Consider the following 23,972-nt stretch of genomic DNA (forward strand, 5'->3'; position numbering starts at 1 on the left):
TTCCTTCTTCCTTCTTCCTTCTTCCTTCTTCCTTCTTCCTTCTTCCTTCTTCCTTCTTCCTTCTTCCTTCTTCCTTCCTTTATGTCTTTAGCACTTTGGCGATCGCCCCTAGCTCGCGCGCTCCACCGCAACCGGAGTCTTGCTTTTGCCCGCTACTTGCAACTAGCAACGGTTCGGGCTACCGGGCGTCCGGCCAACCGCACTGTGGTGTTTCGAGGCTTTTTAGCAGATACTAATCAGTTAAAGTTTATTACAGATATTCGCAGTCAAAAGGCAGAGGAGATTAATCTCTATCCTTGGGGGGAAATTTGCTGGTATTTCCCGAAAACTCGCGAACAATTTCGGATTGCTGGAAAGCTAGTTTTGGTAGGGGCAGATTATCCAGAGGCCCAGTTGTGTTCATCGCGGTGCACAACTTGGCAGGAGCTGTCTGAGGCGGCTAGAGCACAGTTTGCTTGGCCGCATCCGGGGGATGACAAAGCCGAGGCTAGTGCTTTTGATTCTGCTTCCCCAAATGCGATCGAGCCGCTACCTAATTTTTGCTTGCTGTTGTTGGAACCGGAAACGGTGGATTTGTTGGAGTTGCGGGGGGAACCGCAAAATCGATCGCTTTATCGGCGCGACGGGGAGGGAAATTGGTCTGTGCGATCGGTTAATCCTTGAAAAAGAAGTCATTAGTCAGTAGTCATTAGTCAGTAGTCATTAGTCAGTAGTCATTAGTTATTAGTCATCACTTAACAGTTAACATTCACCAATGCCCAATGCCCTGTTTGGCCAATGCCCTGTTTGGCCAATGCTCTGTTTGGCCAATGCCCTATTCAAATTTTAGATGCCGCTGCCGTCGAAAAATTCTTGAATTGCTTTATCTTTTAACTTGCAGCTAGGGGTTGTAACTAGCTGTGTTTTTTCGGCTAAGGCTACATTGCTGGCTTGGTTTAAAGCTTCTGATACTGAGTGGAAATTGTGGGAATTGGGATCAGAAGTTAAGGAGACAGATGCTTGAGGAAGCAAACTTTTTACTTGCTGTTCGAGGGATTCGATACGATCGAGCAAAGAGCGAATTACCACAGCTTCGGAATCCGGCAAACTGCCGTGTTCTAGGGGATTGACGCGCACTCCCGATCGATAGACGATGCGGCCGGGAATCCCTACCACTGTGCAGTCAGATGGTACGTCGCGGAGCACGACGGAACCGGCGCCGATGCGGACGTTATTGCCAATTTGCAGATTGCCGAGTACCTTGGCGCCGGCACCGAAAACTACGTTTTCGCCGACGGTAGGGTGACGTTTGCCACTTTCCTTGCCAGTACCGCCAAGGGTGACACCTTGGTAAATTAGGGCAAAATCGCCGATAATCGCTGTTTCGCCGATCACAACCCCCATACCGTGGTCGATGAATACGCTTTTGCCGATGGTTGCCCCTGGGTGGATTTCAATTCCGGTCAAAAAACGAGCCAGGTGGGAAATCAAGCGGGGGATGAAGGGAAGCCCCAACACATAAAGCCAGTGTGCGAAACGGTGCAGCACTAGGGCCTGAAGACCGGGGTAGCAAAACAAAACTTCCAGCCAGTTGCGAGCGGCAGGGTCGCGATCGAAAATTATACTGAAGTCAGCTATAAGAGTCTTTAGCACTTTCGGAGTTACCTATTTTGGTTAAACACGCCACTTTCGATTTTACATTTTACTGGATGGCGGAAGTGAGCGGTCGATCGGGAGATTGGGTAGTGGGAGATTAAGAGAGTGGGAGATTGGGGAAATTGGGGCATGGGGCATTGGGAATTGGGCATGGGGCATGGGCAATTGCTAATTCTTCCTACTAACTACTGACTACTGACTACTGACTACTGACTACTGACTACTGACTACTGACTACTGACTACTGACTATTCCTGTACTGAGATTGTATAGTTAGACTTGACTCCGGGTTCGAGAGTACCTACCCAAATCCTGTAAGACCCTGCTTGCCACTCAGAATCAAGTATGGCAGCATCTTTATTCTGACCTATATCGTCTCCGCAGCGCACCGCATTACCGGGGCCTTGTACGAGTAAGGTTGTGTCCTTGCCTCCGCTGTTGACTTGGAGTGTGAGTTTTGAAAATTTTTGCTGCAAGACTATGATGTGGTCGGGAGTTGGGGTGGCAAAACCCAAACATTTGTTTTTGTGGCGATCGGCGTTGGCTATGGCAGATAGAGAGTACGATCCGCCTGTGGAACCTCTCAAAACTGCTGTTGGGGCTGCAAAACCTCGCGATAAAGTTAAAGTGCCGAAATTGGCTGTTTCTGCTAAAACTGGTAGGGCGGCGATCGCCGCGATCGCACCCAAGAGCGCACCGTTTTTGAAATTGGCTCCCTGATTAAACAACATGGCAATACTCCAGGCGTCAGAACTTAAAATCACAACTCAGAATTTACCCATCGCAGCCCCTAGAATCCAAACTTGGGAGGAAGAATAATTTTTTTTAAATTAGTTCAAAACCTCCTCGCTTCTCTTCCTTATGTCTATCAGGACAATCCCTGTACGATCGCGCTCGCTTGTGCCACTCGGATTTCTGCCACAGGCGATCGACTCATGTCCGAAATTGTACGGTGCCACGATGATAAATTTGATACTGCTAGCGTTGCTGTTGGCGATCGGTTCCCTATTGACACAGGCCTTGGTATTGTTACCTATAGGTCTATCTGGCTGGCTTCACCTCCCTAATTGGCTGAGCCTGGCCTTGATTTTGCTGGCTATTTCTTGGTGCTTGGGGGATTAGTCAGCAGTCATGAGTTATTAGTGATTAGTCAAAAGTTAACGATCAATTATTCGGCTTCCCCCAATGGTCAAGGCCCGATTGGGCCCGGTTTGATGATGTATACTTCACAATTGACAATCAGAAACCTAAAATCTAGGATTTGACATCTACCTATAGAATGATGCAACGACAAGTTTATTCAATCTCAGCATTTCACTCTTCTGACAAAACCCTGGGGGAAACTCCTAAAAAACAGGATCGTCCGATACACCGGGCGCTCGTGTTCATGCTGGTGGCAACAGGTTTGCTGGGCCTGCACGCTAGTCGGCTGGTGGAATTGCAACTGATACAAGGGAAGCAACACCGGGAACGAGCCGAAAACAATCGGGTTCGCCTAGTGCCCATGCCTGCGAATCGCGGACACATTATCGATCGCAAAGGCAAGTTGCTAGCGGCAAACAATTTAGCTCGATCGGTATATTTGTGGCCGAAAGAACAAACGCCGGAACAGTGGAAAGCGACCGCAGAAAAGTTGAGTCCGCTGGTTAAAATCCCGGTCGAAGAAATTTTAAAAAAAATAAAAGAGGTCGATCCTCAATCCTATAGACCGGTGCGGCTCAAGCAAGCAATGCCGCCAGAGGTGTTTGTGCCACTAGCAGAAGAGGTGGGACAAATGCGGGGAGTGGAAGTGCGGCCAGAAGCGAACCGCTACTATCCCGAAGGCAGTTTGGCGGCTCACGTTATCGGATATATCGGCGAAGCTACCGCAGCAGACTTGGAAGCTCATCCCGAATATCCGATGGGGATGATTGTCGGTCAAATGGGCATAGAAGCGAGCTCTAACCAGAAGATTGCCGGAGTTTGGGGCGATCGGCTGATCGAGGTAAATTCCCAAAATCAAGAATTGCGGCTGATGGGAGAGACACCGCCCAAACCCGGTGAGGCGGTGCAGCTAACCATAGACTTGTCCATGCAAAAAGCAGCCGAAAAAGCCCTGGGGAACCGCCGGGGAGCCGTAGTGGCGTTGGATGTCAAAACCGGGGCGGTATTAGTTATGGCCAGCCACCCGACTTTTGACCCCAATCTGTTTACGCGAAAAATCACTAAGGATGAGTGGAAAACTCTTCAACAAGAGGAAAATCCATTTTTGAATCGGGCCACGCAAGGCTATCCCCCCGGCAGTACCTTTAAAATTGTGACTTCCGTCGCGGGCCTGGAGTCGGGCAAATTTTCGCCGGACTCAATTCTGGGTACTTCGTCTTACATTACTGTGGGGGGAATTGATTTTAACGAACACAGTGGCGGTTTCGGCGACATCGGCTTTCGGGATGCTTTGGCTTTCAGCAGCAATACATTTTTTTATCAAGTGGGGATTAGTACCGGGCCGGAGCCAATTTCTAAGTGGGGACACCGCCTGGGAATTGGCAAGGATACGGATTTGAATCTTTTGGGGCTAGGCGGTGGCGATTACGGTCAAATCCCGACGCCGGAGGAGAAGGAGAAACTTTATAAAGAACCTTGGTATGCGGGTGATACGGTAACGATGTCGATCGGGCAGGGGTTGGTGTTGATGACTCCTTTGGAGGGGGCGGTGATGGTGAGTTCGATCGCTAATGGGGGTTATCGCGTGAAGCCTCATCTTTTGACTTCTATGACCGGCACAGCGGAGACTCAACGGGTACATACGGGGATGAAACCTTCAACAGTTCAGGTGATTAAGGAAGGACTGATCGCGGTAGTTGCCGAGGGTACTGGACAGGGATTGAATGACGGTTCGATTCCGCTGACAGCGGGCAAAACAGGGACTTCGGAGGTCATCGGACAGGAGGATCACTCTTTGTATGTGGCCTTCGGGCCTGCCCAGAAGCCGGAAATTGCGATCGCCGTGGTTGTGGAAAATGGCGGTTATGGTTCAGTTGCAGCAGCCCCGATCGCCAAAGAGGTATTTCAAGCTTATTTTGGGCCACAGAAAAAGGTGAAGCAGCCAGTAGTTATTAGTCCTTAGTTATGGGGAATTGGGCATTGGGCATTGGGAATTGGGCATAGTTTCTTCCTTCTTCCTTCTTCCTTCTTCCTTCTTCCTTCTTCCTTCTTCCTTCTTCCTTCTTCCTTCTTCCTTCTTCCTAACTAATTGAGCCGCATAAATATAGTAGCTTTGCGAATTCCTGTTATTTCTCCCGTACTGGTGACAGTGAGCGATCGCAAGTGGTCGAACAATGGTCTTGCCGAAAGTTCAATTAACCTCAACAGCGGGATTTGTTTTTCCCAAATTGCCCTGCTGGAGGGCCAGTCTAAATAAAAATAGCCGTCGTTAGATGGCGGTAGCGGTTCAATGCTGGTTTGAAAATCTTGATTGGCAACTAAAGAGCCTGTTTCTGCTGCTTCTAGTGCTGCGTCCATTGCTTCTACTGAAGTGGTGAAAATTTCGTATTTGCCGACGGTGGCTCGGACTCCTTTTGCCTCGGTTTCGATCGCACTTTTTCTATTATTTTCTTTACCATAATTGGGGTTCGTTGTCAACTGCGTCCAAGCGGTAATTTTCTGGTTTCTGAGAGTGAAGCTGCCGATGCTGTATTCTTTGCTGCGGGCAATTTCATCGAGTTTGTCGAGATCCTTTTGGGAATCAGCAGATTTTTCGGCGGCAAAAATCCAATCGGCACTATTTGACGAATTCGGAAGCACTGCTAAAGCGTATTCTCCTTGTACCCAGCCAAATATATCCTGCGGCAGGTTGACGCCCCAAAGTTGTTGAATATCTGCCAGAGTGCGATCGACTAAATTTGAGACTTCAGCGTTAGTGGAAACCGCCGATGACAAATCAGCCCAAAAATTCCTTAAGTCGGTGCTGGCGACCGCGAAAGGACTCGCTGAGGGAATGTATTGCAAGGCTTGCACAGGTTCGGAGAGTGTGGGAGAAGCTGTGTTTTCTCGCGATGTCACTAAAGCAGTTTGAGCCAGCAATCCCCGTCGGTTGACTCCGACAGCAACTGCGAGGGAATTAAGAGAAACTTGGGGATTTTGCTCGGTTGCTGATTGCGGGAGATTGACAAATGCTAAAGCGATTCTGCCTTGAGTTAGCTGCTGCAAAGCTTTTTGATATTCCGGGGTATTGTCGAGATTTAGGTTGGCTGATTCAACGTTATTAATTGCATCTCGAATCACAATTGGGCTATTGGAAAATAAAACAAAACTTTGGTTATTCCCATAATTTAAATTACCGCCGATGGCTGCTGTTGCGAAGCTGGATGGCAACTTGGAAGTCGGCAGAGAAAACGGGTTAAAAGGCGAAAGCGAAGCAGATTTTTTCTTGGCTATGGGTGCTTGTTTATAATTAATTTTCACGCCTTTATATATTTCCGACTGCACTGTTTTATCGCCACGAGATTGTTTGCGCCAGTAGGAGTCGAGAAATTTTTGGCTGCGATCGACCTTTTGGGAGGAAACCGCCAGCAAAAACCCGGCTTGTTTGCCGTTGCTGCTGTCGCCATCGAAATCAGGGGTTGTGACGGCGAGGGTAATTTCGTCACCTATCCAAGGTTGGATATCTCGACTGTAATCCAGACCTGTATTGGCGAGGAAACTTTTTTTGATTTGCTCAAATTCTGCGTGCGATCGACTTCTTTCTTCGGGAGTGGCAAAAACTTGTCGCAATGCTTCGAGGCGATCGGGATTTACCAGCATTGAAGCTAACAAAGGTGCTTGTTTCGAGACAAACACAGCCGCAGCCGGAGTAGTTGTCGGCCCGCCGGCGAGCAAATTCAGGGGAGTGTGAGTTGTCAGCCAGTAAAAACCACCGGCACTCAAGCCTAAGAGTGCCAAGACGCCAGCAATGAGGAAAGAAAAGAACGATCGCAACTTCATACAACAAGGACTAATGACCACAGTCTATTATTAACTATAGCCTTTCTCAGTAAATGAGGTGCTCGTAGGGCATAGGGCATAGGGCATAGGGCATAGGGCATAGGACTTGCCCCCATACCTCACCACGCTTGAGAACCGCTATAGAGTAGCGCATAACCGTGGCTATCGGCAGATACTTTTTGTGCGGTTCGCAAAAAAAAAAGGCTAAAATAAAATATTCTCAATATCTAAAACCAAGTAAAATGCTAACAATATCAACGCCCCCCGAACAGCGAATTTTACTCCCCAATATCAGTTGGCACTTATATGAAAATCTCCTAGGGGAACTGGGCAACAAACGTTCCACCAGAATTGCTTATCATCAAGGTCAATTAGAAATTATGGTGCCACTACCCGAACATGAAAATCGCAACAGGCTGATCGATCGCTTAATTGTAACTCTCATAGAAGAACTCAATCTTGAGTACAACCCCTTTGGCTCGATGACTATAAAAAAACGCAAAAAAGCAGCGGGTAAAGAACCAGATTCATGCTATTATATCCAGAATGAAGCACTGGTCAGAGGGAGAACTGAATTAGACTTTGCTCAAGATCCGCCGCCAGATTTAGCACTGGAAATTGATATTACCAGCAGTTCCTTAAATCAATTCGATTTATATGCAGATTTAGGCGTACCAGAAATTTGGCGGTACGACGGACGAAGCATCAAGTTTTATCAATTGCAAAATGGTGAATATGCCGAGTGCAATTTTTCCCTGGCTTTCCCGATGCTACCGACTGCAAAAGTTGACGAATTTATCGATCGCTGTCAAACTACAGGCGCAACCGCAGCAGTGCGAGAATTCCGGGAATGGGTAAAAAATCAGTAATTGTGTAGTCTACCACGGCACTCCTCGCGCATCGGAAAAATCTGCATCTAGAACCGCCCCTCGATCGAAAACAGCATCAGTTAAATCAGCCTTTCTAAATGACGTTATCGACAATTTTTCTATCTGTTCAACAGCGATAAAAAATCCGATCGCAGTTAACCCAAGAATTACCCCAGAAACCAAAAATAAGACAATTCCCCTGAGAGTATCTCCCCCCAAAAATGTCACAATACCGCTAGCGCCGATCGCCGCAGCAGCCCCAGCCACAGCCCCCGCCACAATCCCAGCCTCGCACCGAGTCGCAGCAATCGCCGTCGCAGCGGTTCCGGCCACCGCCACAGCCCCCGCATCTGCCCCGGCAATCAGTCCAATCAAAGCCCCAGCCGTCGTCACTGTCACCGCAGTCACCCCAGCCCTAGCAATCAAATTTCTCACCCGCCTGCGGCTTTGTCCGGTTCTGACACCCTGAAAATTTGCCCCCCTCAAAATCGCCCCGGTGAAATTGCAGCCTCGAATGTCGCAACCGCTGAAATTCGCCCCTGACAAGTCAAGCCCTTTAAAAGAACGGTTCCGCAAGTTTTGGTTAGCAAAATTGAGATTTCGAGGTTGAGTCATTCGATTTTAGATTTTAGATTTTAGATTTTAGATTAACCAACCAAAGGGGTGGGATTATAGATTTTAGATTATAGATTTTAGATTAAGCAACCACAGGGCATTTAAAATAAAGCCTGTGGTTTATAACGAGTTTCCATGTCTCCCATCTCCGAATCCCCATTTTCCCCCGAACAAATTGCCGGTGAAAGACTCACACCTGAAGAATATGAAGAAATCGTTCAGCGTCTTGGCCGCCATCCTAATAAAGCTGAATTGGGAATGTTCGGCGTCATGTGGAGCGAACACTGCTGTTACAAAAATTCGCGGCCACTATTAAAACAGTTTCCCACAGAGGGCGATCGAATTCTCGTCGGGCCTGGAGAAAATGCCGGCGTCGTAGACTTGGGAGACGGCTTGCAACTCGCCTTCAAAATTGAATCGCACAACCACCCGTCAGCAGTCGAACCTTTCCAAGGTGCAGCAACCGGTGTCGGCGGGATTCTCCGCGATATCTTTACAATGGGTGCTCGCCCGATCGCACTTTTAAATTCCCTGCGTTTCGGCAACTTAGACGATGCTAAAACTCAGAGATTGTTCAAAGGCGTAGTATCGGGAATTTCCCATTATGGAAATTGCATCGGAGTACCCACAGTTGGCGGCGAAGTTTATTTCGATCCTGCTTATTCCGGCAACCCATTAGTTAACGTCATGGCCTTGGGTTTAATGGAAACTCAAGAAATCGTCAAATCCGGGGCATCCGGCATCGGAAATCCGGTGCTTTACGTCGGTTCAACTACTGGCAGAGATGGCATGGGAGGAGCAAGTTTTGCCAGTGCCGAATTGACCGACAAATCAATGGACGATCGCCCCGCAGTCCAAGTAGGAGATCCATTTTTAGAAAAATCCTTAATTGAAGCTTGTTTAGAAGCATTCAAAACCGGTGCAGTCGTCGCCGCCCAAGACATGGGTGCCGCCGGAATCACCTGTTCCACATCAGAAATGGCAGCCAAAGGCGGCGTCGGCATTGAATTCGATTTAGACAAAGTTCCCGTTCGAGAAAGCGGTATGGTTCCCTACGAATACCTGCTTTCGGAATCCCAAGAACGGATGTTGTTTGTTGCCCAAAAAGGACGCGAACAGGAATTAATCGATATTTTCCACAGATGGGGATTGCACGCGGTTGTAGCGGGTACAGTGATTGAAGAGCCGATCGTCCGAATTCTCTTTAAAGGCGAAATCGCTGCCGAAATTACCGCAACTGCTTTGGCAGATAACACACCAATTTATCACCGAGAATTGTTGACAGAGCCGCCCGAATATGCTAAAAAAGCATGGGAATGGACGGCGGATTCCCTGCCACAATCCACAGTTAAAGGTATCGAAATTAACGGCATTTTCCAAACTTGGAATCAGATTTTGCTGACGCTTTTAGATACTCCCACCATCGCTTCTAAACGCTGGGTTTATCGCCAATACGACCATCAAGTGCAAAACAATACTGTTGTTTTACCGGGAGGCGCTGATGCTGCGGTTGTCAGATTGCGTCCGCTAGAACCCTGCCACTCTTCCCTTGCTAACGGGCTGGCAGAACCCCCCCAACCCCCCCTTGCTAAGGGGGGGCTAAAGAGAGAAGATGCTGTTTCTGAAGTTTCTGAAAGCAAACAGGAAGAAGAGGTAATTCCTCTATTTACAAAGGCACAAGGTAGGGAAACTCCCAAACTTTCTCCGCCCCTTAGTAAGAAGGAAGTGCCGCAGCAGGGGGTTATTCCCGGAGTTGCTGCAACGGTTGATTGCAATTCTCGTTATGTTTATCTCGATCCTTATGAAGGTGCAAAAGCAGTCGTAGCGGAAGCAGCGAGAAATTTAAGTTGTGTGGGTGCGGAACCTCTCGCAGTTACTGATAATTTGAATTTTGGCAGTCCCGAAAAGCCGATCGGATATTGGCAGTTAGCGTCAGCTTGTCGCGGGATTGCTGATGCTTGTCGGGAGTTGGGAACGCCTGTTACTGGCGGCAATGTTTCTCTTTACAATGAAACGGTTGATGCTGAGGGGAATCCTCAACCAATTTATCCGACTCCGGTAATCGGAATGGTGGGGTTAATTCCCGATTTGACGAGGCTTGCTGGTCAAGCTTGGCTAAAGAAAGGTGATTTAATTTATGTGCTGGGAATGGGGCGGCACGACACGGATGATGACACGGATACACGGATGGATTTGGGTGAATCTTCGCTATCTGAAAATTCCCAAGCGCACGACACGGATGATGACACGGATACAGGCATGGATTTGGGTGAATCTTCGCTATCTGAAAGCTCAAAAATCGAAACTTCTCCTACTTTGGGAGGTTCGGAATATTTAGCGGCAATTCACGGGATTGTAGCTGGGAAACCGCCAAAGATAGATTTTGAGTTGGAAAGAAAAGTGCAATCGGTTTGTCGCGATGGAATTCGCCAAGGTTGGGTATGTTCGGCCCATGATTGTGCAGAAGGTGGAATTGCGATCGCCCTGGCGGAATCTTGTATTTCTGCTAAAATGGGTGCGGAAATACATCTCAGTTTCAATTCGGAAAATGTCGGCCGCTGGGATGAAATTTTGTTTGGTGAAATGGGCAACTGCATTGTAGTTTCAGTCGCACCGAAAAATCAAGAAATTTGGGAAGCTTACCTGCAAGAACATTTGACCAAAATGTGGCACAAAATTGGTTTAGTTTGCTGTGCTGAATCACCTTTGCGGGTTGTGAGTGCTGACAATCAAGTGTTAATTGAGGTGGCGATGGGTGAGATGGGCGATCGATTCTATAATGCGATCGAGCGTCGGATTGCATCTGCCTAATCAGCCCTAGGGGGCCCGTCGCATCGACAATCTGTCAACCAAATCGACAATCCCGCAGCGACGCACCCTACAAATTAGCCGTAGGGTGCGTCGCCCGCAGCAATCTGCAAACCAAATCGACAATCTCATAGCGACGCACAATACAAAAATTTCTACAAATCGCCCTTTCCGGAAACTCTCAGAAAAATTTGTCAAAATAGAGAAAATCCCCAGCATTCCCCAAACCCATGAATCACACCTCTGACAGTAATTCCCCGTTAGACGATTTCATGCAATCCCTAAGCCTCGATGCCCATCAACCACACAACATCGAACATTCCCACAACAACTTACACGACAGCAGCCAAATCCAAAACCTAAACCATCTAGGAATATCAGACATCACCCACAGCGATTGGACTGATACTTCCCACAATTTCAGCCAGCAACATCCCCAAAGCGACTGGACTCACAGCAACGATATTCACCACACAGACAATCAGTGGCAAAATCCCGAAAGCGGATTCGCAACCGAAATGTCAGCAACTAACAGCGATTGGGCCGATACTTCCCACAATTTCAACCAGCAACATTACCAAAGCGACTGGACTCACAGCCACGATATTCACCACCAAGATACTCACCAACACAATTCCGAAACCGGATTTGCATCGGCCACAAATCATCACGACAACCACACAAATGCAGCGCCCCACGTCGTCAATTCCTCCTATTCTAATTCAGGAGACGGCCCATTCATTCACATAGACCGCAGTGGCGACGTGCACCTACACAAACTCGACGGAACCACACAAGTAGTCGGTCACGTACACGGACGAGATTTCTACAACTCAGCCAGCGAACATATCGGATATCTTAGTAAAAACGGACACATTTGTCGGTGGGCCGATGACACATCCGTAGGACGAGTAGAATCAGGGCACATTTATCGAGAAAACGGCAAAGAAGTCGGTCGGGCCGATACCGATTTAGAAGGTGCAGCCCATATGCTATTTGCCGTTCGTGGCGGGACTTATTAGTGCCTAATCTCCAGAAACCGGGTTTTTCGCAAAATCTACGACTCAAACCCCAAATCTCGAAAAAACCCGGTTTCTCAGCCCCGTGAATAACTCCCAATTCACCTACCAAAAGAAATACAAAAATGACAAAAGCATTACCCGGAAAAAAAGGATTGCTAGCCAAAACGGGCGACTTCTTCAAAGCCGCATTCATGCCCGCAGTTTATAGCGCAGACCGCATTTCCGAAACCCAAGCCAGAAACACAGACATAACAATACAAACCAACAAAGAAATCGAAGCAAGCAGGCAAGAACTCCGAATCCAAGAACTTAAATTACAAGAATTTCAGCGACAAGCAAACCTGCAATTTCAAGTCGAAGAAGGCAATCTCAACCGCTCCTTACAATCAGAACTAGCAAGACTCAACCGCGAATCCCAAACCCAAGAAGGAATGCTAAACCGTCAAATGCAAGAACAACTTGCAAAAATAAACCGCGAATTTCAAGCCAACGAAGGCAAACTCAATCGCGAACACCAAATCCAACTAGAAATATTTAGAGCCGAACTCCAAAAATGGTGCATCCAACAGCAAAAAGAACTGCAACTGCACCTCAAAAACCTCGACGCTCAACTCGCCCGCGAACTCCGAATTTATGACCGACAAAGTAGCATCGAAGTAATTCAAGAACAGAAAAGACAAAACAACTCCCCCATTTGGCTAGTCGCCCAAGATATTGTGAACTCCAATCCCGCTCAAAACCCGATTCCCCTGCGAGTTTTTCTCTCCCCTCCCAGCCTGCAATTTGACCGTTCCGGCGATAGCAACGATGCGGCCAAAGGCTTTCCAGACATGGAAAAATTTCTGGGAATTTACCTGCAACAATTCTTTGAAAAATATTCCGCCCAAAAAAGGCCAGTTGAATTTTTATCTGGTGCTTGGACAAGCAAATTCTTTCACAGTCAAGCAGCCACAAAAACCATGTTTCACGGCTTAAAAACCGAGCCGACATTAATTTTAGAATCCGTTGCTGAAGGCGATATTTTTAACCTCAACTTTGGTTATTGGGGTTTAAATTGGGCAACTTATCGCTACAAATCCCCGATTCCCATGCTACCTTGGCGCGAGGTACTTTTTGACTTCGCTAAAGAGCGGGCATTGCAGTGGCAAACTCAGCGACAAGCCTACATTGCTGAGGGCAATAGCGGTGAAGAATTTGATGAACTTTATGGTACTGAAGCTGTTAATAGTTTCTTGCACAACCTCAAAATCATTGAAAGAGAAAAAAAGTGCGAAGCAATCGGAACAGATCCCACAGACATCCCGCGTCCCTACAGCATTCACAAGAAAGATTATGAAAGATTTCAGCAATTTATCGGTGTTTGTCACTGTTTGATTGCCGGATTGCTAGCCGATGAATACTTTTTACTCCACGTCTCCTCAGAAGTGCGACAGCGGCCTCTATTGCCTCAGTTATTACCTAACTTGTTGCGAGATATGCCCTCGGAGGAACAGGCACACTTAGTAGAAATAGCGATTAATTTCTACGAAATGTTGTATAATATTATTGGCGAATCAGAATCAGCATGGATTCCCGAACTGAAGTTAGATTTAGCTGAAGGTTTGCTCGATTTGCCCGATAAGCGTTGGGCGGCTGCACAAATTTTTGAGTCGGTGAAAGCTTGGCTGCAATTGCGCGGTTTGTCGGTACCGGAAGGAAACAAGGAAATCTTAGATGCCTTCGATGCAGTTTTGACAATCGATGATTTGAAATATGTGGGAAAACTGAATAGCGGTTTGGTGGCTGTGGGCAAAACTCGCCAATTTAGCGTGATTGAATCTTGCTACAACCGAGCTATGGCGCGCTGCAAACAGGAAAACTATGCAGCGGCGATTGTCGATTTCAATCAAGTTCTGCAACTTAATGCTAATTTTGCTAAGGCTAATTTCAATCGGGGATTGGCCTATGCAAAATTAGAGCAGTATCGAGCTGCGATTGAAGATTACACCCAATATTTACGACTGGACTCCAACAATCCTGATGCTTGGAACAATCGAGGTAATGCTTATTATAAGTTGGGAGAATACGAGCAGGCAATTGCTGATTACAATCAAGCCTTAAATCTTAATCCAAATTTGTCGGGTGTCGCACACAACCGCGATGTGGCTCAAGGTGTTTGGGATGAGAAAAAACGGCTGCGGCGAGAAGAAGAAGAAAAACAGCAGCTTCGGGCTGAACAAGAACGTCAGCGGAAATTAGCAGAAGAACAAAAACGCCAACGCCTCGTTGAACAAGAACGTCAGCGGAAATTAGCAGAAGAACAAAAACGTCGGGCCGAAGAGGAATCTAAGGGGAAAGAATTTCAGTTCGAGATTGTTACTGTTAACAATCGAGGTCAAGAAGTTAGTCGCAAACCGGGGAAATCTTATCAGAAAGTTGCAGATTTGGGCAATGGGGTAAATTTGGAAATGGTTTATATCCCCGGTGGTAGCTTCCCGATGGGTTCATCTGAAAGTAGTTCGGAACAACCAGTGCATCAAGTAACTGTGCAACCTTTTTATCTGGGCAAATATCCGATTACTCAAGCACAGTGGGAAACGGTGATGGGAAATAACCCATCTAATTTCAAAGGTGCGAAACGTCCTGTGGAAAATGTTAACTGGGATCAGGCTGTGGAATTCTGCCAGAAACTTTCTGAAAAAACAGGGAAGACTTATCGTTTACCTGCGGAAGCGGAATGGGAATATGCTTGTCGCGCGGGAACTACAACGCCTTTCTATTTTGGTGACACCATTACGCCGGATTTAGTTAATTATGATGGCAATCATCCCTACGGTGGTGCGCCGAAGGGACTTTATCGTCAACAAACAACGGATGTGGGGAGTTTTCCGCCGAATTCGTTTGGTTTATATGATATGCACGGCAATGTTTGGGAATGGTGCAGCGATAAATGGCACGATAATTATAACGGCGCACCGACTGACGGAAGTTCTTGGGAAACTGGAACAGATAATAACCGAGTGCAGCGTGGCGGTTCCTGGCTCAGCAATGCGGTCAATTGCCGTAGTGCCAGTCGTAACGGGAGTTCGGCGGGCAGTCGTATCTCGGACGTCGGTTTTCGCGTAGCTCTGGTTTCCGCGTAGTCTCCGGTTTTTGGTTCTGTGCTGTAGTCTCCCGCGAGGACTCTTCTTTTCTCTTTTGCCCTTTTGCTCTTTTCCCTCTTGATTCTTTACCCTCTTGGGCGCGTCAGCGCCCTTTAAATTTTTTTTGGGGAAAATGAGGGATGGGGTGAATCAGAACAAGGTTACGCACAAGGACTAAAGAAACCGGGTTTTTCCGCAAAATCTAAGGTTTGAACCAAATATTTTGGCAAAAACCCGGTTTCTGATTATCGCACGAGGATTAAAGAAACCGGGTTTTTCGGGAGATTGAGGGTTGGAATTGAATATTGTGGAAAAAACCCGGTTTCTGGACCTTGCGTAAACTTTTCTTACATTTGATTTAAGTGGCGATTTATTTGAGATTATTAAAGAGTATTCATTTTTCTCGTGCAAGCGAGAGAATGGAGAAGGGACAGGCACTTCCGAGTGCAGCGTGGCGGTTCCTGGAACAACAATGCGGTCAATTGCCGTAGTGCCAATCGTAACAGGAATTCGGCGGGCAATCGTAACTCGAACATCGGTTTTCGCGTAGCTCTGGTTTCCGCGTAGTCTCCGGTTTTTGGTTCTGTGCTGTAGTCTCCCGCGAGCACTCTTCGCTATCAGAACTAGCAGATGGGAATGTGTTAGGCGTGTAAGAAGAGTCCAGACCTGTTCCCGTGATGAAAGCAATTTTATCCGAATATAAAACCGAATCGGGGAGCTTGGTAGGAATTCCGAACAGTTTCCCGATTTACAAGTTTTTTAATTTACAATTATTAAAATACCCGGCGGTTGAAACCGCGTCTACACAAACAAAACCCGCCGGCGCGGGTTAAGATTTTAATGAATGAATTGCCAATTATTCAAAAAACCTATGACTTGATTAAATGGTATGTTCCCATTTTAAACCGACTTCCCAGAGATTACAAGTTTACGCTAGGTAACAGAATAATTGAGGGAATGTACGATTTTCTCGAAGGTTTAATTGTCGCCAGATATGCCTCGGATAAACTATCACTGCTGACAACATTAAATGCTAAGCTCGATATCTTGCGCCATCAAACCAGATTGCTAGTAGATTTTAACGTCATGTCAACAGAACGTTACGAATATGTAGGAAAATTATTCAACGAAATCGGTGCGGAACTCGGCGGCTGGATTAAACAGCAGCGACAAAAGAAATAAGAGCAATGAAACGTTACGGGAACCTTTGGCAAGAAATTGTAGATTTTGGCAACTTGCTGTCAGCCGCCAAGCTAGCACAGCAAGGAAAAAGATTTCGCCCCAACGTCCTTGCTTTCAATTACAACCTAGAACGAGAACTGTCTAAACTGAAAGAAGAATTAGAATCAAAAACTTATCGACCAGGCCCTTATAAAACCTTTGAAATTGTCGAACCCAAACGACGAATGATATCGGCCGCACCTTATCGAGATAGAGTGGTTCACCATGCTTTGTGCAATATAGTAGTCCCCATTTTTGAACGCACTTTTATTCACAATTCCTATGCAAATCGCATCGGTTTTGGGACTCACCGCGCTTTAAGGAGATTCACGGATTTTGCCCGTTCTAGTCGTTATATTCTCCAGTGCGATATCAAAAAATATTTCCCCAGCATAGACCATGAAATTTTAAAGTTATTGGTGCGACATAAAATTAAATGTCCCGATACATTATGGTTGATTGATACAATTATCGATAATAGCAACCCGCAGCAATCTGTAGTAGAATATTTCCCAGGAGATGATTTGCTATCGCCACTGTCGAGACGCAGGGGTTTGCCAATAGGCAATTTGTCGAGTCAGTTTTTTGCTAATGTTTATCTAAACGGGTTTGACCATTTTATTCAAGAAAAGTTAAAATTTTCTAAATATGTCCGCTATGTAGATGATTTTGCCTTGTTTGGCGATGACCGTTTGCTGCTGCAAGATGCTAGAGTAGCGCTTGAGGAATATTTGGTTAACTTGCGGGTAACAATTCATCCGATCAAAAGTCAGTTATTCGAGACAAAAGAGGGAGCCAACTTTCTTGGGTTTCGGGTGTTTCCAGATACCATCCGCGTCAGACAAGAAAGTTTGCGTCGGGGCAGTCGTCGGTTGAGGTGCTTGCAAAAAGAATACGCGAATGGTGAAATAGAGTTAGCAAAATTGTCTCGGTCAGTTCAAAGTTGGGTGGCGCATCTCGAACACGCGGACACTTGGAATCTGAGACAAAAAATCAAAAACTACCTTTCAGAGGGGTTCATCTGAAAAGAGTTCGGGAAAACCAGTGCATCCAGTAACTGTTTAACCTTTTTTCGGTTTTGTGTTGTAGTCTCCCACGAGGGCTCTTCTCGATCGAGCTTGATAACTGATAGACATATCGCCTTACAATATCAAATAGCTACACAATTCATAAATCCCCAAATTTATATGACAATCGAAGAATTAGAAGTACAACTCCTGGCCTTAACGGCGATCGAAAAAGCTGAGGCGATCGGCATCTTAACTCAAAGCCTGAAAAACAGCGGCCGCCCGATAACCAAAACTCCCGGCGTAATGGGCGGTGATGCTTGTATTGACAAAACTCGCATTCCCGTTTGGTTGCTCGCCAGCTATCGCAATGACGGCGCTACCGATGCTTTTATTCTAGACTGCTACCCCCATCTCAGTGCTGCTGATTTGGTAAATGTTTGGGCTTATACTGAAGCTTATCCTGACGAAATTGAGTCAGCAATTCGACAGCAAGATGATGCTGACGAAATCTTAGATACACCGGAAAATATCAAATAAACCTATGGCACGTCTCTATGCAGACGAACACTTTCCCCGACAAGTTGTGCAAAATCTGCGATCTTTGGGCCATGATATCCTGACTGTTCAAGAAGCAGGAAATGCTGGACTACCTGATGAGGATGTATTAGTATTTGCCATCAGTGACAATCGAGCTGTTTTGACCATCAATCGGCGCGATTTCTTTCAACTGCACAAGCTGAAACCTGACCATTGCGGTATTATTGCCTGCACGCGAGATGACGATATGCCTAGACTGAGTGCGAATATTAATGATGCGATATCTACTGCTGAGATACTGACGGGGAAAGTGATTCGTGTCTATCGTTCTGGGCCGCCGTCCATATCTTAATTGAATTTAATAATTCTATCTACAATCTCCAAGTAAGATGCAAATCTCACATATCCCCACCCTACAAATTAGACTACTGGACGCACTCCGCCTTCATAAGCGGGTTTTTTACCGAATCTACGAGAGCGAACGAAGTATTTTCATAAAAAAAAACCGGTTTCTGGGCCCCATGCGTAAGTCCTATACAATATAAACAATATCATTCCTAAAATAAATGATTTGCTGTATCAATCCCGACTGCCCCAATCCTCAAAACCCCGACGGGCAAACATATTGCATCAGTTGTGGCCTTCAACTCGTACCCATCCTGCGAAATCGTTTCCGCACGATCAAACTTCTCGGTCAAGGTGGCTTCGGCAGAACCTATTTAGCAGAAGATATTGATAGACTAAATCAACCCTGTGTCGTTAAACAATTAGCACCCGATGTCCAGGGAACTTGGGCGATTAACAAAGCGGTAGAATTATTTCAGCTAGAAGCTAGACAACTGCAACAGCTAGGACAACATCCCCAAATTCCATCCCTTGATGCCTACTTTGAAGACAACAAATATTTGTATCTCGTACAACAGTTTGTGGATGGGGATAATTTGTTGACGCTTTTCCAAAATCAGGGAATTTGGCAAGAAAGCCAAGTTAAGCAACTATTACTCGAACTTCTACCTGTTCTCAAGTTTATTCACGAACAAAAAATTGTTCACCGAGATATCAAGCCTGAGAATATTATGCGCCGTCGCAGCGACGGTTTGTTAATGCTGATTGATTTCGGAGTTTCCAAACAGTTGTCGGGAACAGTGATATCGCGACAGGGAACGCAAATTGGTTCGCATGGTTATGCACCGCTTGAACAAATGCAAGGGGGTGAAGCTTATGCAGCCAGCGATTTGTTTAGCTTGGGGGCGACGGCTTTTCATCTACTGACGGGGGTACATCCTTATGGTTTGTGGACGGAACACGGTTATAGCTGGACTGGAAATTGGCAGCAACATTTGAAGAGTCCCATAGACAAGGAATTGGAATTAATTTTATCTAAGTTGTTGGCAAAAGATATCCAGCAGCGCTATCAATCAGCAGAGGAAGTTTTCAGAGATTTTCAACGTCAGTCTGGACAATCTCCCGCACCGACACCAATTCCCACAATTCCTGTGATTCCACAGCACTCTTTGCCGTTACGAACTAACACAACAAGGCGAGGTTTCTTGCAATTAGCGGGTTTTGCTGGGGGAGGATTTGCATTAGCTGTGCTGAGTCAAAGTTTGTTGAACAACAAAACTTCTTCATCTTCACCAAATCTTCCACCTTCATCCAAAAATGCGGCCCCATCTCCTAAATCATCAGCTCAAAAATCATCTCCAAAAACTACAGCCAAAAGTTCATCGCCCAAACCCTCTCCACAATCTGTAGCAGAAAGTCCATCGCCAAAACCATCTCCAAAACCATCTCCAAAACCATCTCCAAAACCCGCACCAGAAACTCCAAAACCTACGCCATCTTCCAATGCTTTAAAAAGCTTTACTTTTGAAACAGTGACAGTCAACTCAACGGGGCAAATTGCCAACCGCCGTCAAGGAAAAGCACAGGCTTTTATAGAAAATATGGGGAATGGTATTACTCTAGACATGGTAGCAATTCCTGGTGGCAGTTTTGTGATGGGTTCGCCCGATACGGAAGCCGGACGAAGTAGTTATGAAGGGCCGCAGCGTACCGTGAATATCCCTGCTTTTTTTATGGGTAAATATGAGATCACTCAAGAACAATACCAAGCGGTGATGGGAAATAACCCTTCTGAGTTCAAAGGTGCGAAACTTCCTGTCGAAAAAGTAAGCTGGAATGACGCTGTGGAATTCTGCAAGCGGCTTTCTAAAAAAACAGGCAAGACTTATCGCTTACCTTCAGAAGCGGAATGGGAATATGCTTGCCGCGCCGGAACTAAAACACCTTTCTATTTTGGTGAAACAATTACCCCAGATTTAGTTAATTATAATGGCAATAATCCCTACGCTGGGGCATCGAAGGGACTTTACCGCAAACAAACAACTGATGTCGGGAATTTTTTACCCAATGCTTTTGGACTTTATGATATGCACGGAAATGTTTGGGAATGGTGCAGTGATCTCGATAACGATCGAAGCGATCGCCGGGTGCGGTGTGGCGGTTCCTGGAAGGACGCTGCGGTGAATTGTCGCAGTGCGTATCGTCTTAGCAATTTGGCGGGCGATGGTTACTCGGACATCGGTTTTCGCGTGGCTTTGGTTTCCGCGTAGCCGGTTGAAGCCGTAGGGTGCGTCGCCCGAAACAATCTACAAGTTCGATCGACAATCTCGCAGCGACGCACCGCGAGAGTCAGTCAGGTGCGTCGCCATCTCAAATTTGTAAATTCCACCCTTAAATCTCGCAGCGACGCACCCTACAATAACGGAAATCGATCAAACCTGGTTTATTTTCGTTAAAATATGCCAAGGTCACACATCAGGAAGGATAAAAAATATGACCCTCAATCTTCCTCTTCCCGATTCAATTCAAAATTTTATTAACGAACAAGTGGCAATCGGAGGCTACAGTAATGCAGCGGAATACATCTTGCACCTAATTCGCCAAGAACAAGCAAGATCCGCGCGGGTTGAGTCGTTATTGTTGGCTGGTTTGGATAGTGGCAATTCTCTAGAGATTACCGATGATTGGTGGGAGCAAAAACGGGCTCAGTTGGTGCAGAAACTTGACCCACAGCAGCAATGACTAAACGGATTGTCATTACACCAAGAGCGAGTCAAGATTTAGACGAAAATTTTGCTTATATTGCTCAAAATAATCTTGATGCTGCATTGCGTTTTTTTGATGCAGCACGTCAGACCTTTGCGAGATTGGCTCAAATGTCGGGAATGGGTCGCCTGTATCCGGTTCAAAATCCACGGTTGGAGGGTTTGCGAAGATTGTCAGTTAGGGGTTTTGAGAATTATCTGATTTTCTATCTGTCTTTTGATAACTATATTAAGGTAGTGAGAATTCTGCACGCCGCGAGAGATTTAGAGGAAGTTTTGTCAGGAGATGAAGCTGATTGACTTTGTAGAGTAGGAAAATTTTTCAGGCTGCAAACTCTCCATCCCACCGTTAACTCCTGTCGAGATTACTTAATACTCGATCGCGCCCAAAATTGACATTACATGGTCGCACAGATTCCCATGATAATATAGTATGTCAATCTCACAGAAAAGTCAAGCTCGATCGCCCTTAAATCCTAATATTTGAAAAAGCCCATCAAGCAAGTTTCTAATTTATTTTCCATTGCACGATCGCCTATCTCTTCGTTCCCCTCTCCTGAGACGAGAGTTTTACTTTTAAGCGATTTCAAGAGACTGCTGGCGAATTTAAAAATTGTTTCACCCCTTACCCCCTAAAAATAGTGGCTTTGGACTAAATATTTAATTAACCATATAGCTATTAAGTAGCCAGAACGAAAGAAAATGCTGCATTCGTGATGTGAGGGGTAACACCCTTGGTGAATTCGCCAACAGTATTTTTCAATCGCCGAATCCCTCGCCCACAATTAATCAAGGTTAATATAGGATCAGGGGGCGATCGATACTACAATGCCATTGAACGCCGCATCGCTTCTGTCTGAAATGCTACACGAGTTGGAAATAATGACAGATCCGTGGCAAGATTAAGGGAATGTTAAGTTATGCGACGCCTTCGCAAACAAGATTTCCCGCTGAAACTGTCCCCCTAACCCACCTTCCCCATTAGGAACCCACCCATCTATGATTCCCAACCATTCCTTCGCGGCTGACGAGCATTCTAGCAAACCCGACAAGCCCGAGGAAGCTTGTGGCGTTTTCGGTATCTACGCACCGGGTGAAGATGTCGCCAAGTTGACCTACTTCGGTTTGTATGCCTTGCAGCACCGGGGTCAGGAATCAGCAGGGATTGCCACCTTTGACGGTGAAAAAGTACACCTGCACAAAGATATGGGACTGGTTTCCCAAGTCTTCAACGAATCGAGTTTAGGTCACTTGCCCGGTAACTTAGCCGTAGGACACACTCGCTACTCTACTACCGGCTCGTCGCGCGTGGTCAACGCTCAGCCTGTGGTTGTCGAAACTCGTTTGGGAAGTCTGGCGTTAGCACATAACGGGAATCTTGTCAATACCAAAGAATTGCGGGAAGAATTGCTGTCTCGGAAGTGCGAATTTGTCAGCACGACGGATTCAGAGGCGATCGCAGTGGCGATCGGTTCCGAGGTAGACAAGGGCAAAGACTGGCTGGAAGCAGCGATCAGTGCGTTTGCTATGTGCCAAGGAGCCTTTAGTTTGACGATCGCCACTCCCAAAGGCGTGATGGGAGTCCGCGACCCCCAGGGCGTCCGCCCGCTGGTAATTGGCATCCTCCCCACAACTCCGGTACGATACGTTTTAGCATCGGAAACTTGTGGCTTGGATATTATCGGTGCTGAATTTTTGCGGGACGTAGAACCGGGGGAATTAGTTTGGATTACAGAGGAAGGTATGGCTTCCTTCCACTGGAGTCAGCAGCAGAAGCGCAAACTTTGCATCTTTGAAATGATCTATTTTGCTCGCCCCGATAGCCAAATGGAAGGTGAAAGTTTGTACAGCTACCGCCTGCGGATCGGGCGTTTGTTGGCAGCAGAATCTCCCGCTGATGCTGATATAGTCATCGGCGTTCCCGATTCTGGAATCCCCGCCGCGATCGGCTTTTCTCAAGCTTCCGGCATTCCTTACGCCGAAGGATTGATTAAAAACCGCTACGTGGGGCGCACTTTTATTCAACCGACTCAGACAATGCGCGAGTCAGGAATCCGCATGAAACTCAACCCTCTCAAAGATGTCTTGGAAGGGAAGCGGGTAATTATTATCGATGATTCGATCGTGCGCGGTACAACCAGTCGCAAAATCGTCAAAGCCTTGCGGGATGCTGGCGCAACCGCAGTTCACATGAGAATTTCTTCGCCACCGGTGACACATCCTTGTTTCTACGGGATCGACACCGACAATCAAGATCAGTTGATTGCGGCTACTAAGTCAGTCGCAGAAATCGGCATCCAAATAGGGGTAGATTCTTTGGCTTTCTTGAGTTGGGATGGAATGCTAAGGGCGACTAACGAAGACCCGATGAGTTTTTGTTCGGCGTGTTTCACTGGTGATTATCCGATCGACGTTCCAGAAATGGTAAAACGGTCTAAGCTCATATTAGAAAAAGCTGGAACCTAGAAAATCTAAAAGCGAGAAAGCGATCGCCCGTCACTTTCCGCTATTTAGGGATTTTCAAGTTTTTCTGGTAAGTCATTGCCAGAATGTGTGTAGAAATGTTACATTAACTTAGCTTTAGCAATTCTTGCAGAATTGGTGAACTGTAGTGAACAGTCGCTTGGGTATCACTTGCGTGAAACCCAACACTCGGATTGGAGATTGGAGATTTGAGATTTGAGATTTGTGCTTGAATCTAAAATCGCCAATCTAAAATCGATGGTTTTTCCCTACACTCTCGTTCACAATTCCTGCTCGAAACGCTGTATGCTACCTGCAGACTGGAGGTAGTTCCTCCAGATGTCCACTCTCAGATGGAAGTCGCATTTCGCACCAACAACGGGCACATGAGATTTTTTCAGATAACAGGGTCGATCGCACTAATTTTTCCCACACAAGTATTCCACAAGCCAACTTGCTTGAGAATCGCGGACGGGCTATTCATGCGAACTAAAGAACTTTAGGAACCCTTGCAGAGTAAAAAGTATGGCTCCTTGCAGGTTGAATGTTACCTCACCTGTATAGGGATACAAGCCCCCGACTCATGTCCGGGAGAGCC

The 23,972-nt window shown here is 46.5% G+C and carries 20 protein-coding genes; 15 read left to right on the plus strand and 5 right to left on the minus strand.

What is annotated here, in order from left to right; genetic code table 11:
• Positions 1-81 precede the first annotated feature (81 nt).
• Entirely contained in the window at positions 82-663 is a 582-nt protein-coding gene (locus QT990_RS05395; RefSeq protein ID WP_333144929.1) for an Npun_F5749 family FMN-dependent PPOX-type flavoprotein, read from the plus strand.
• 162 nt (positions 664-825) lie between these two features.
• Here the strand turns inward: QT990_RS05395 and cysE are convergent, their stop codons facing one another.
• The 3 genes from cysE to QT990_RS05410 all read right to left on the minus strand — a co-directional run bounded on the left by cysE (position 826) and on the right by QT990_RS05410 (position 2,650).
• Positions 826-1,632 carry a serine O-acetyltransferase gene (cysE, locus tag QT990_RS05400; RefSeq protein WP_333144928.1) on the minus strand — a complete coding sequence of 269 codons (807 nt, stop codon included), beginning with the start codon at positions 1,630-1,632 and terminating at the stop codon, positions 826-828.
• Between the two features lie 251 nt (positions 1,633-1,883).
• Positions 1,884-2,399 (minus strand): hypothetical protein, encoded by a 516-nt coding sequence (locus tag QT990_RS05405; RefSeq protein WP_333144926.1) that lies wholly within the window; start codon positions 2,397-2,399, stop codon positions 1,884-1,886.
• A gap of 104 nt (positions 2,400-2,503) precedes the next feature.
• Entirely contained in the window at positions 2,504-2,650 is a 147-nt protein-coding gene (locus QT990_RS05410) for a hypothetical protein (RefSeq protein ID WP_333144925.1), read from the minus strand.
• 264 nt (positions 2,651-2,914) lie between these two features.
• Here QT990_RS05410 and mrdA point away from each other — a divergent pair, with 264 nt between their 5' ends.
• On the plus strand, positions 2,915-4,741 hold the full coding sequence (gene mrdA / locus QT990_RS05415) for a penicillin-binding protein 2 (protein ID WP_333144924.1): 1,827 nt from the start codon (positions 2,915-2,917) through the stop codon (positions 4,739-4,741).
• A 122-nt stretch (positions 4,742-4,863) separates the two neighbouring features.
• On the opposite strand, the gene QT990_RS05420 is transcribed toward mrdA, so the two are convergent.
• Positions 4,864-6,597: a DUF3352 domain-containing protein gene (locus QT990_RS05420; protein ID WP_333465005.1), complete on the minus strand. Its 1,734-nt coding sequence runs from the start codon at positions 6,595-6,597 to the stop codon at positions 4,864-4,866.
• 242 nt (positions 6,598-6,839) lie between these two features.
• Between QT990_RS05420 and QT990_RS05425 the strand changes: the two genes are divergently transcribed.
• Complete coding sequence (locus tag QT990_RS05425; protein ID WP_333307358.1) at positions 6,840-7,466, plus strand: Uma2 family endonuclease; 627 nt, start codon at positions 6,840-6,842, stop codon at positions 7,464-7,466.
• Positions 7,467-7,475: 9 nt separating this feature from the next.
• Here the strand turns inward: QT990_RS05425 and QT990_RS05430 are convergent, their stop codons facing one another.
• Positions 7,476-8,081, minus strand: coding sequence for a pentapeptide repeat-containing protein (locus QT990_RS05430; RefSeq protein WP_333465006.1), 606 nt, complete (start codon positions 8,079-8,081; stop codon positions 7,476-7,478).
• 135 nt (positions 8,082-8,216) lie between these two features.
• Here QT990_RS05430 and purL point away from each other — a divergent pair, with 135 nt between their 5' ends.
• From purL to purF, 12 genes are all read left to right on the plus strand, one after another.
• Complete coding sequence (gene purL / locus QT990_RS05435; protein WP_333144920.1) at positions 8,217-10,892, plus strand: phosphoribosylformylglycinamidine synthase subunit PurL; 2,676 nt, start codon at positions 8,217-8,219, stop codon at positions 10,890-10,892.
• Positions 10,893-11,119: 227 nt separating this feature from the next.
• Positions 11,120-11,911 carry a hypothetical protein gene (locus QT990_RS05440; protein ID WP_333144919.1) on the plus strand — a complete coding sequence of 264 codons (792 nt, stop codon included), beginning with the start codon at positions 11,120-11,122 and terminating at the stop codon, positions 11,909-11,911.
• A gap of 122 nt (positions 11,912-12,033) precedes the next feature.
• Positions 12,034-15,033 carry an SUMF1/EgtB/PvdO family nonheme iron enzyme gene (locus QT990_RS35780; RefSeq protein WP_445305435.1) on the plus strand — a complete coding sequence of 1,000 codons (3,000 nt, stop codon included), beginning with the start codon at positions 12,034-12,036 and terminating at the stop codon, positions 15,031-15,033.
• Positions 15,034-15,438: 405 nt separating this feature from the next.
• Positions 15,439-15,600: an SUMF1/EgtB/PvdO family nonheme iron enzyme gene (locus QT990_RS05455; RefSeq protein WP_333144918.1), complete on the plus strand. Its 162-nt coding sequence runs from the start codon at positions 15,439-15,441 to the stop codon at positions 15,598-15,600.
• A 273-nt stretch (positions 15,601-15,873) separates the two neighbouring features.
• On the plus strand, positions 15,874-16,215 hold the full coding sequence (gene avd / locus QT990_RS05460; RefSeq protein ID WP_333144917.1) for a diversity-generating retroelement protein Avd: 342 nt from the start codon (positions 15,874-15,876) through the stop codon (positions 16,213-16,215).
• Positions 16,216-16,220: 5 nt separating this feature from the next.
• The gene (locus QT990_RS05465; protein ID WP_333144916.1) at positions 16,221-17,279 is read left to right on the plus strand and encodes an RNA-directed DNA polymerase; all 1,059 of its coding nucleotides are present in this window, start codon (positions 16,221-16,223) and stop codon (positions 17,277-17,279) included.
• Between the two features lie 162 nt (positions 17,280-17,441).
• A complete protein-coding gene (locus QT990_RS05470) occupies positions 17,442-17,801 on the plus strand; it encodes a DUF433 domain-containing protein (RefSeq protein WP_333080638.1) in 360 nt (119 codons plus the stop codon).
• A gap of 4 nt (positions 17,802-17,805) precedes the next feature.
• The gene (locus QT990_RS05475) at positions 17,806-18,153 is read left to right on the plus strand and encodes a DUF5615 family PIN-like protein (protein WP_333144913.1); all 348 of its coding nucleotides are present in this window, start codon (positions 17,806-17,808) and stop codon (positions 18,151-18,153) included.
• A gap of 214 nt (positions 18,154-18,367) precedes the next feature.
• Entirely contained in the window at positions 18,368-20,416 is a 2,049-nt protein-coding gene (locus QT990_RS05480; protein WP_333144912.1) for a bifunctional serine/threonine-protein kinase/formylglycine-generating enzyme family protein, read from the plus strand.
• A 223-nt stretch (positions 20,417-20,639) separates the two neighbouring features.
• A complete protein-coding gene (locus QT990_RS05485; protein WP_333144911.1) occupies positions 20,640-20,888 on the plus strand; it encodes a type II toxin-antitoxin system ParD family antitoxin in 249 nt (82 codons plus the stop codon).
• Entirely contained in the window at positions 20,885-21,211 is a 327-nt protein-coding gene (locus QT990_RS05490; RefSeq protein WP_333106495.1) for a type II toxin-antitoxin system RelE/ParE family toxin, read from the plus strand. The genes QT990_RS05485 and QT990_RS05490 overlap by 4 nt, the downstream gene beginning before the upstream one ends.
• Positions 21,212-21,910: 699 nt before the next feature.
• Entirely contained in the window at positions 21,911-23,377 is a 1,467-nt protein-coding gene (gene purF / locus QT990_RS05495; protein WP_333409210.1) for an amidophosphoribosyltransferase, read from the plus strand.
• Positions 23,378-23,972 lie beyond the last annotated feature (595 nt).

Source organism: Microcoleus sp. T3_B1 (genome assembly GCF_036700445.1).
Lineage (GTDB): Bacteria > Cyanobacteriota > Cyanobacteriia > Cyanobacteriales > Microcoleaceae > Microcoleus.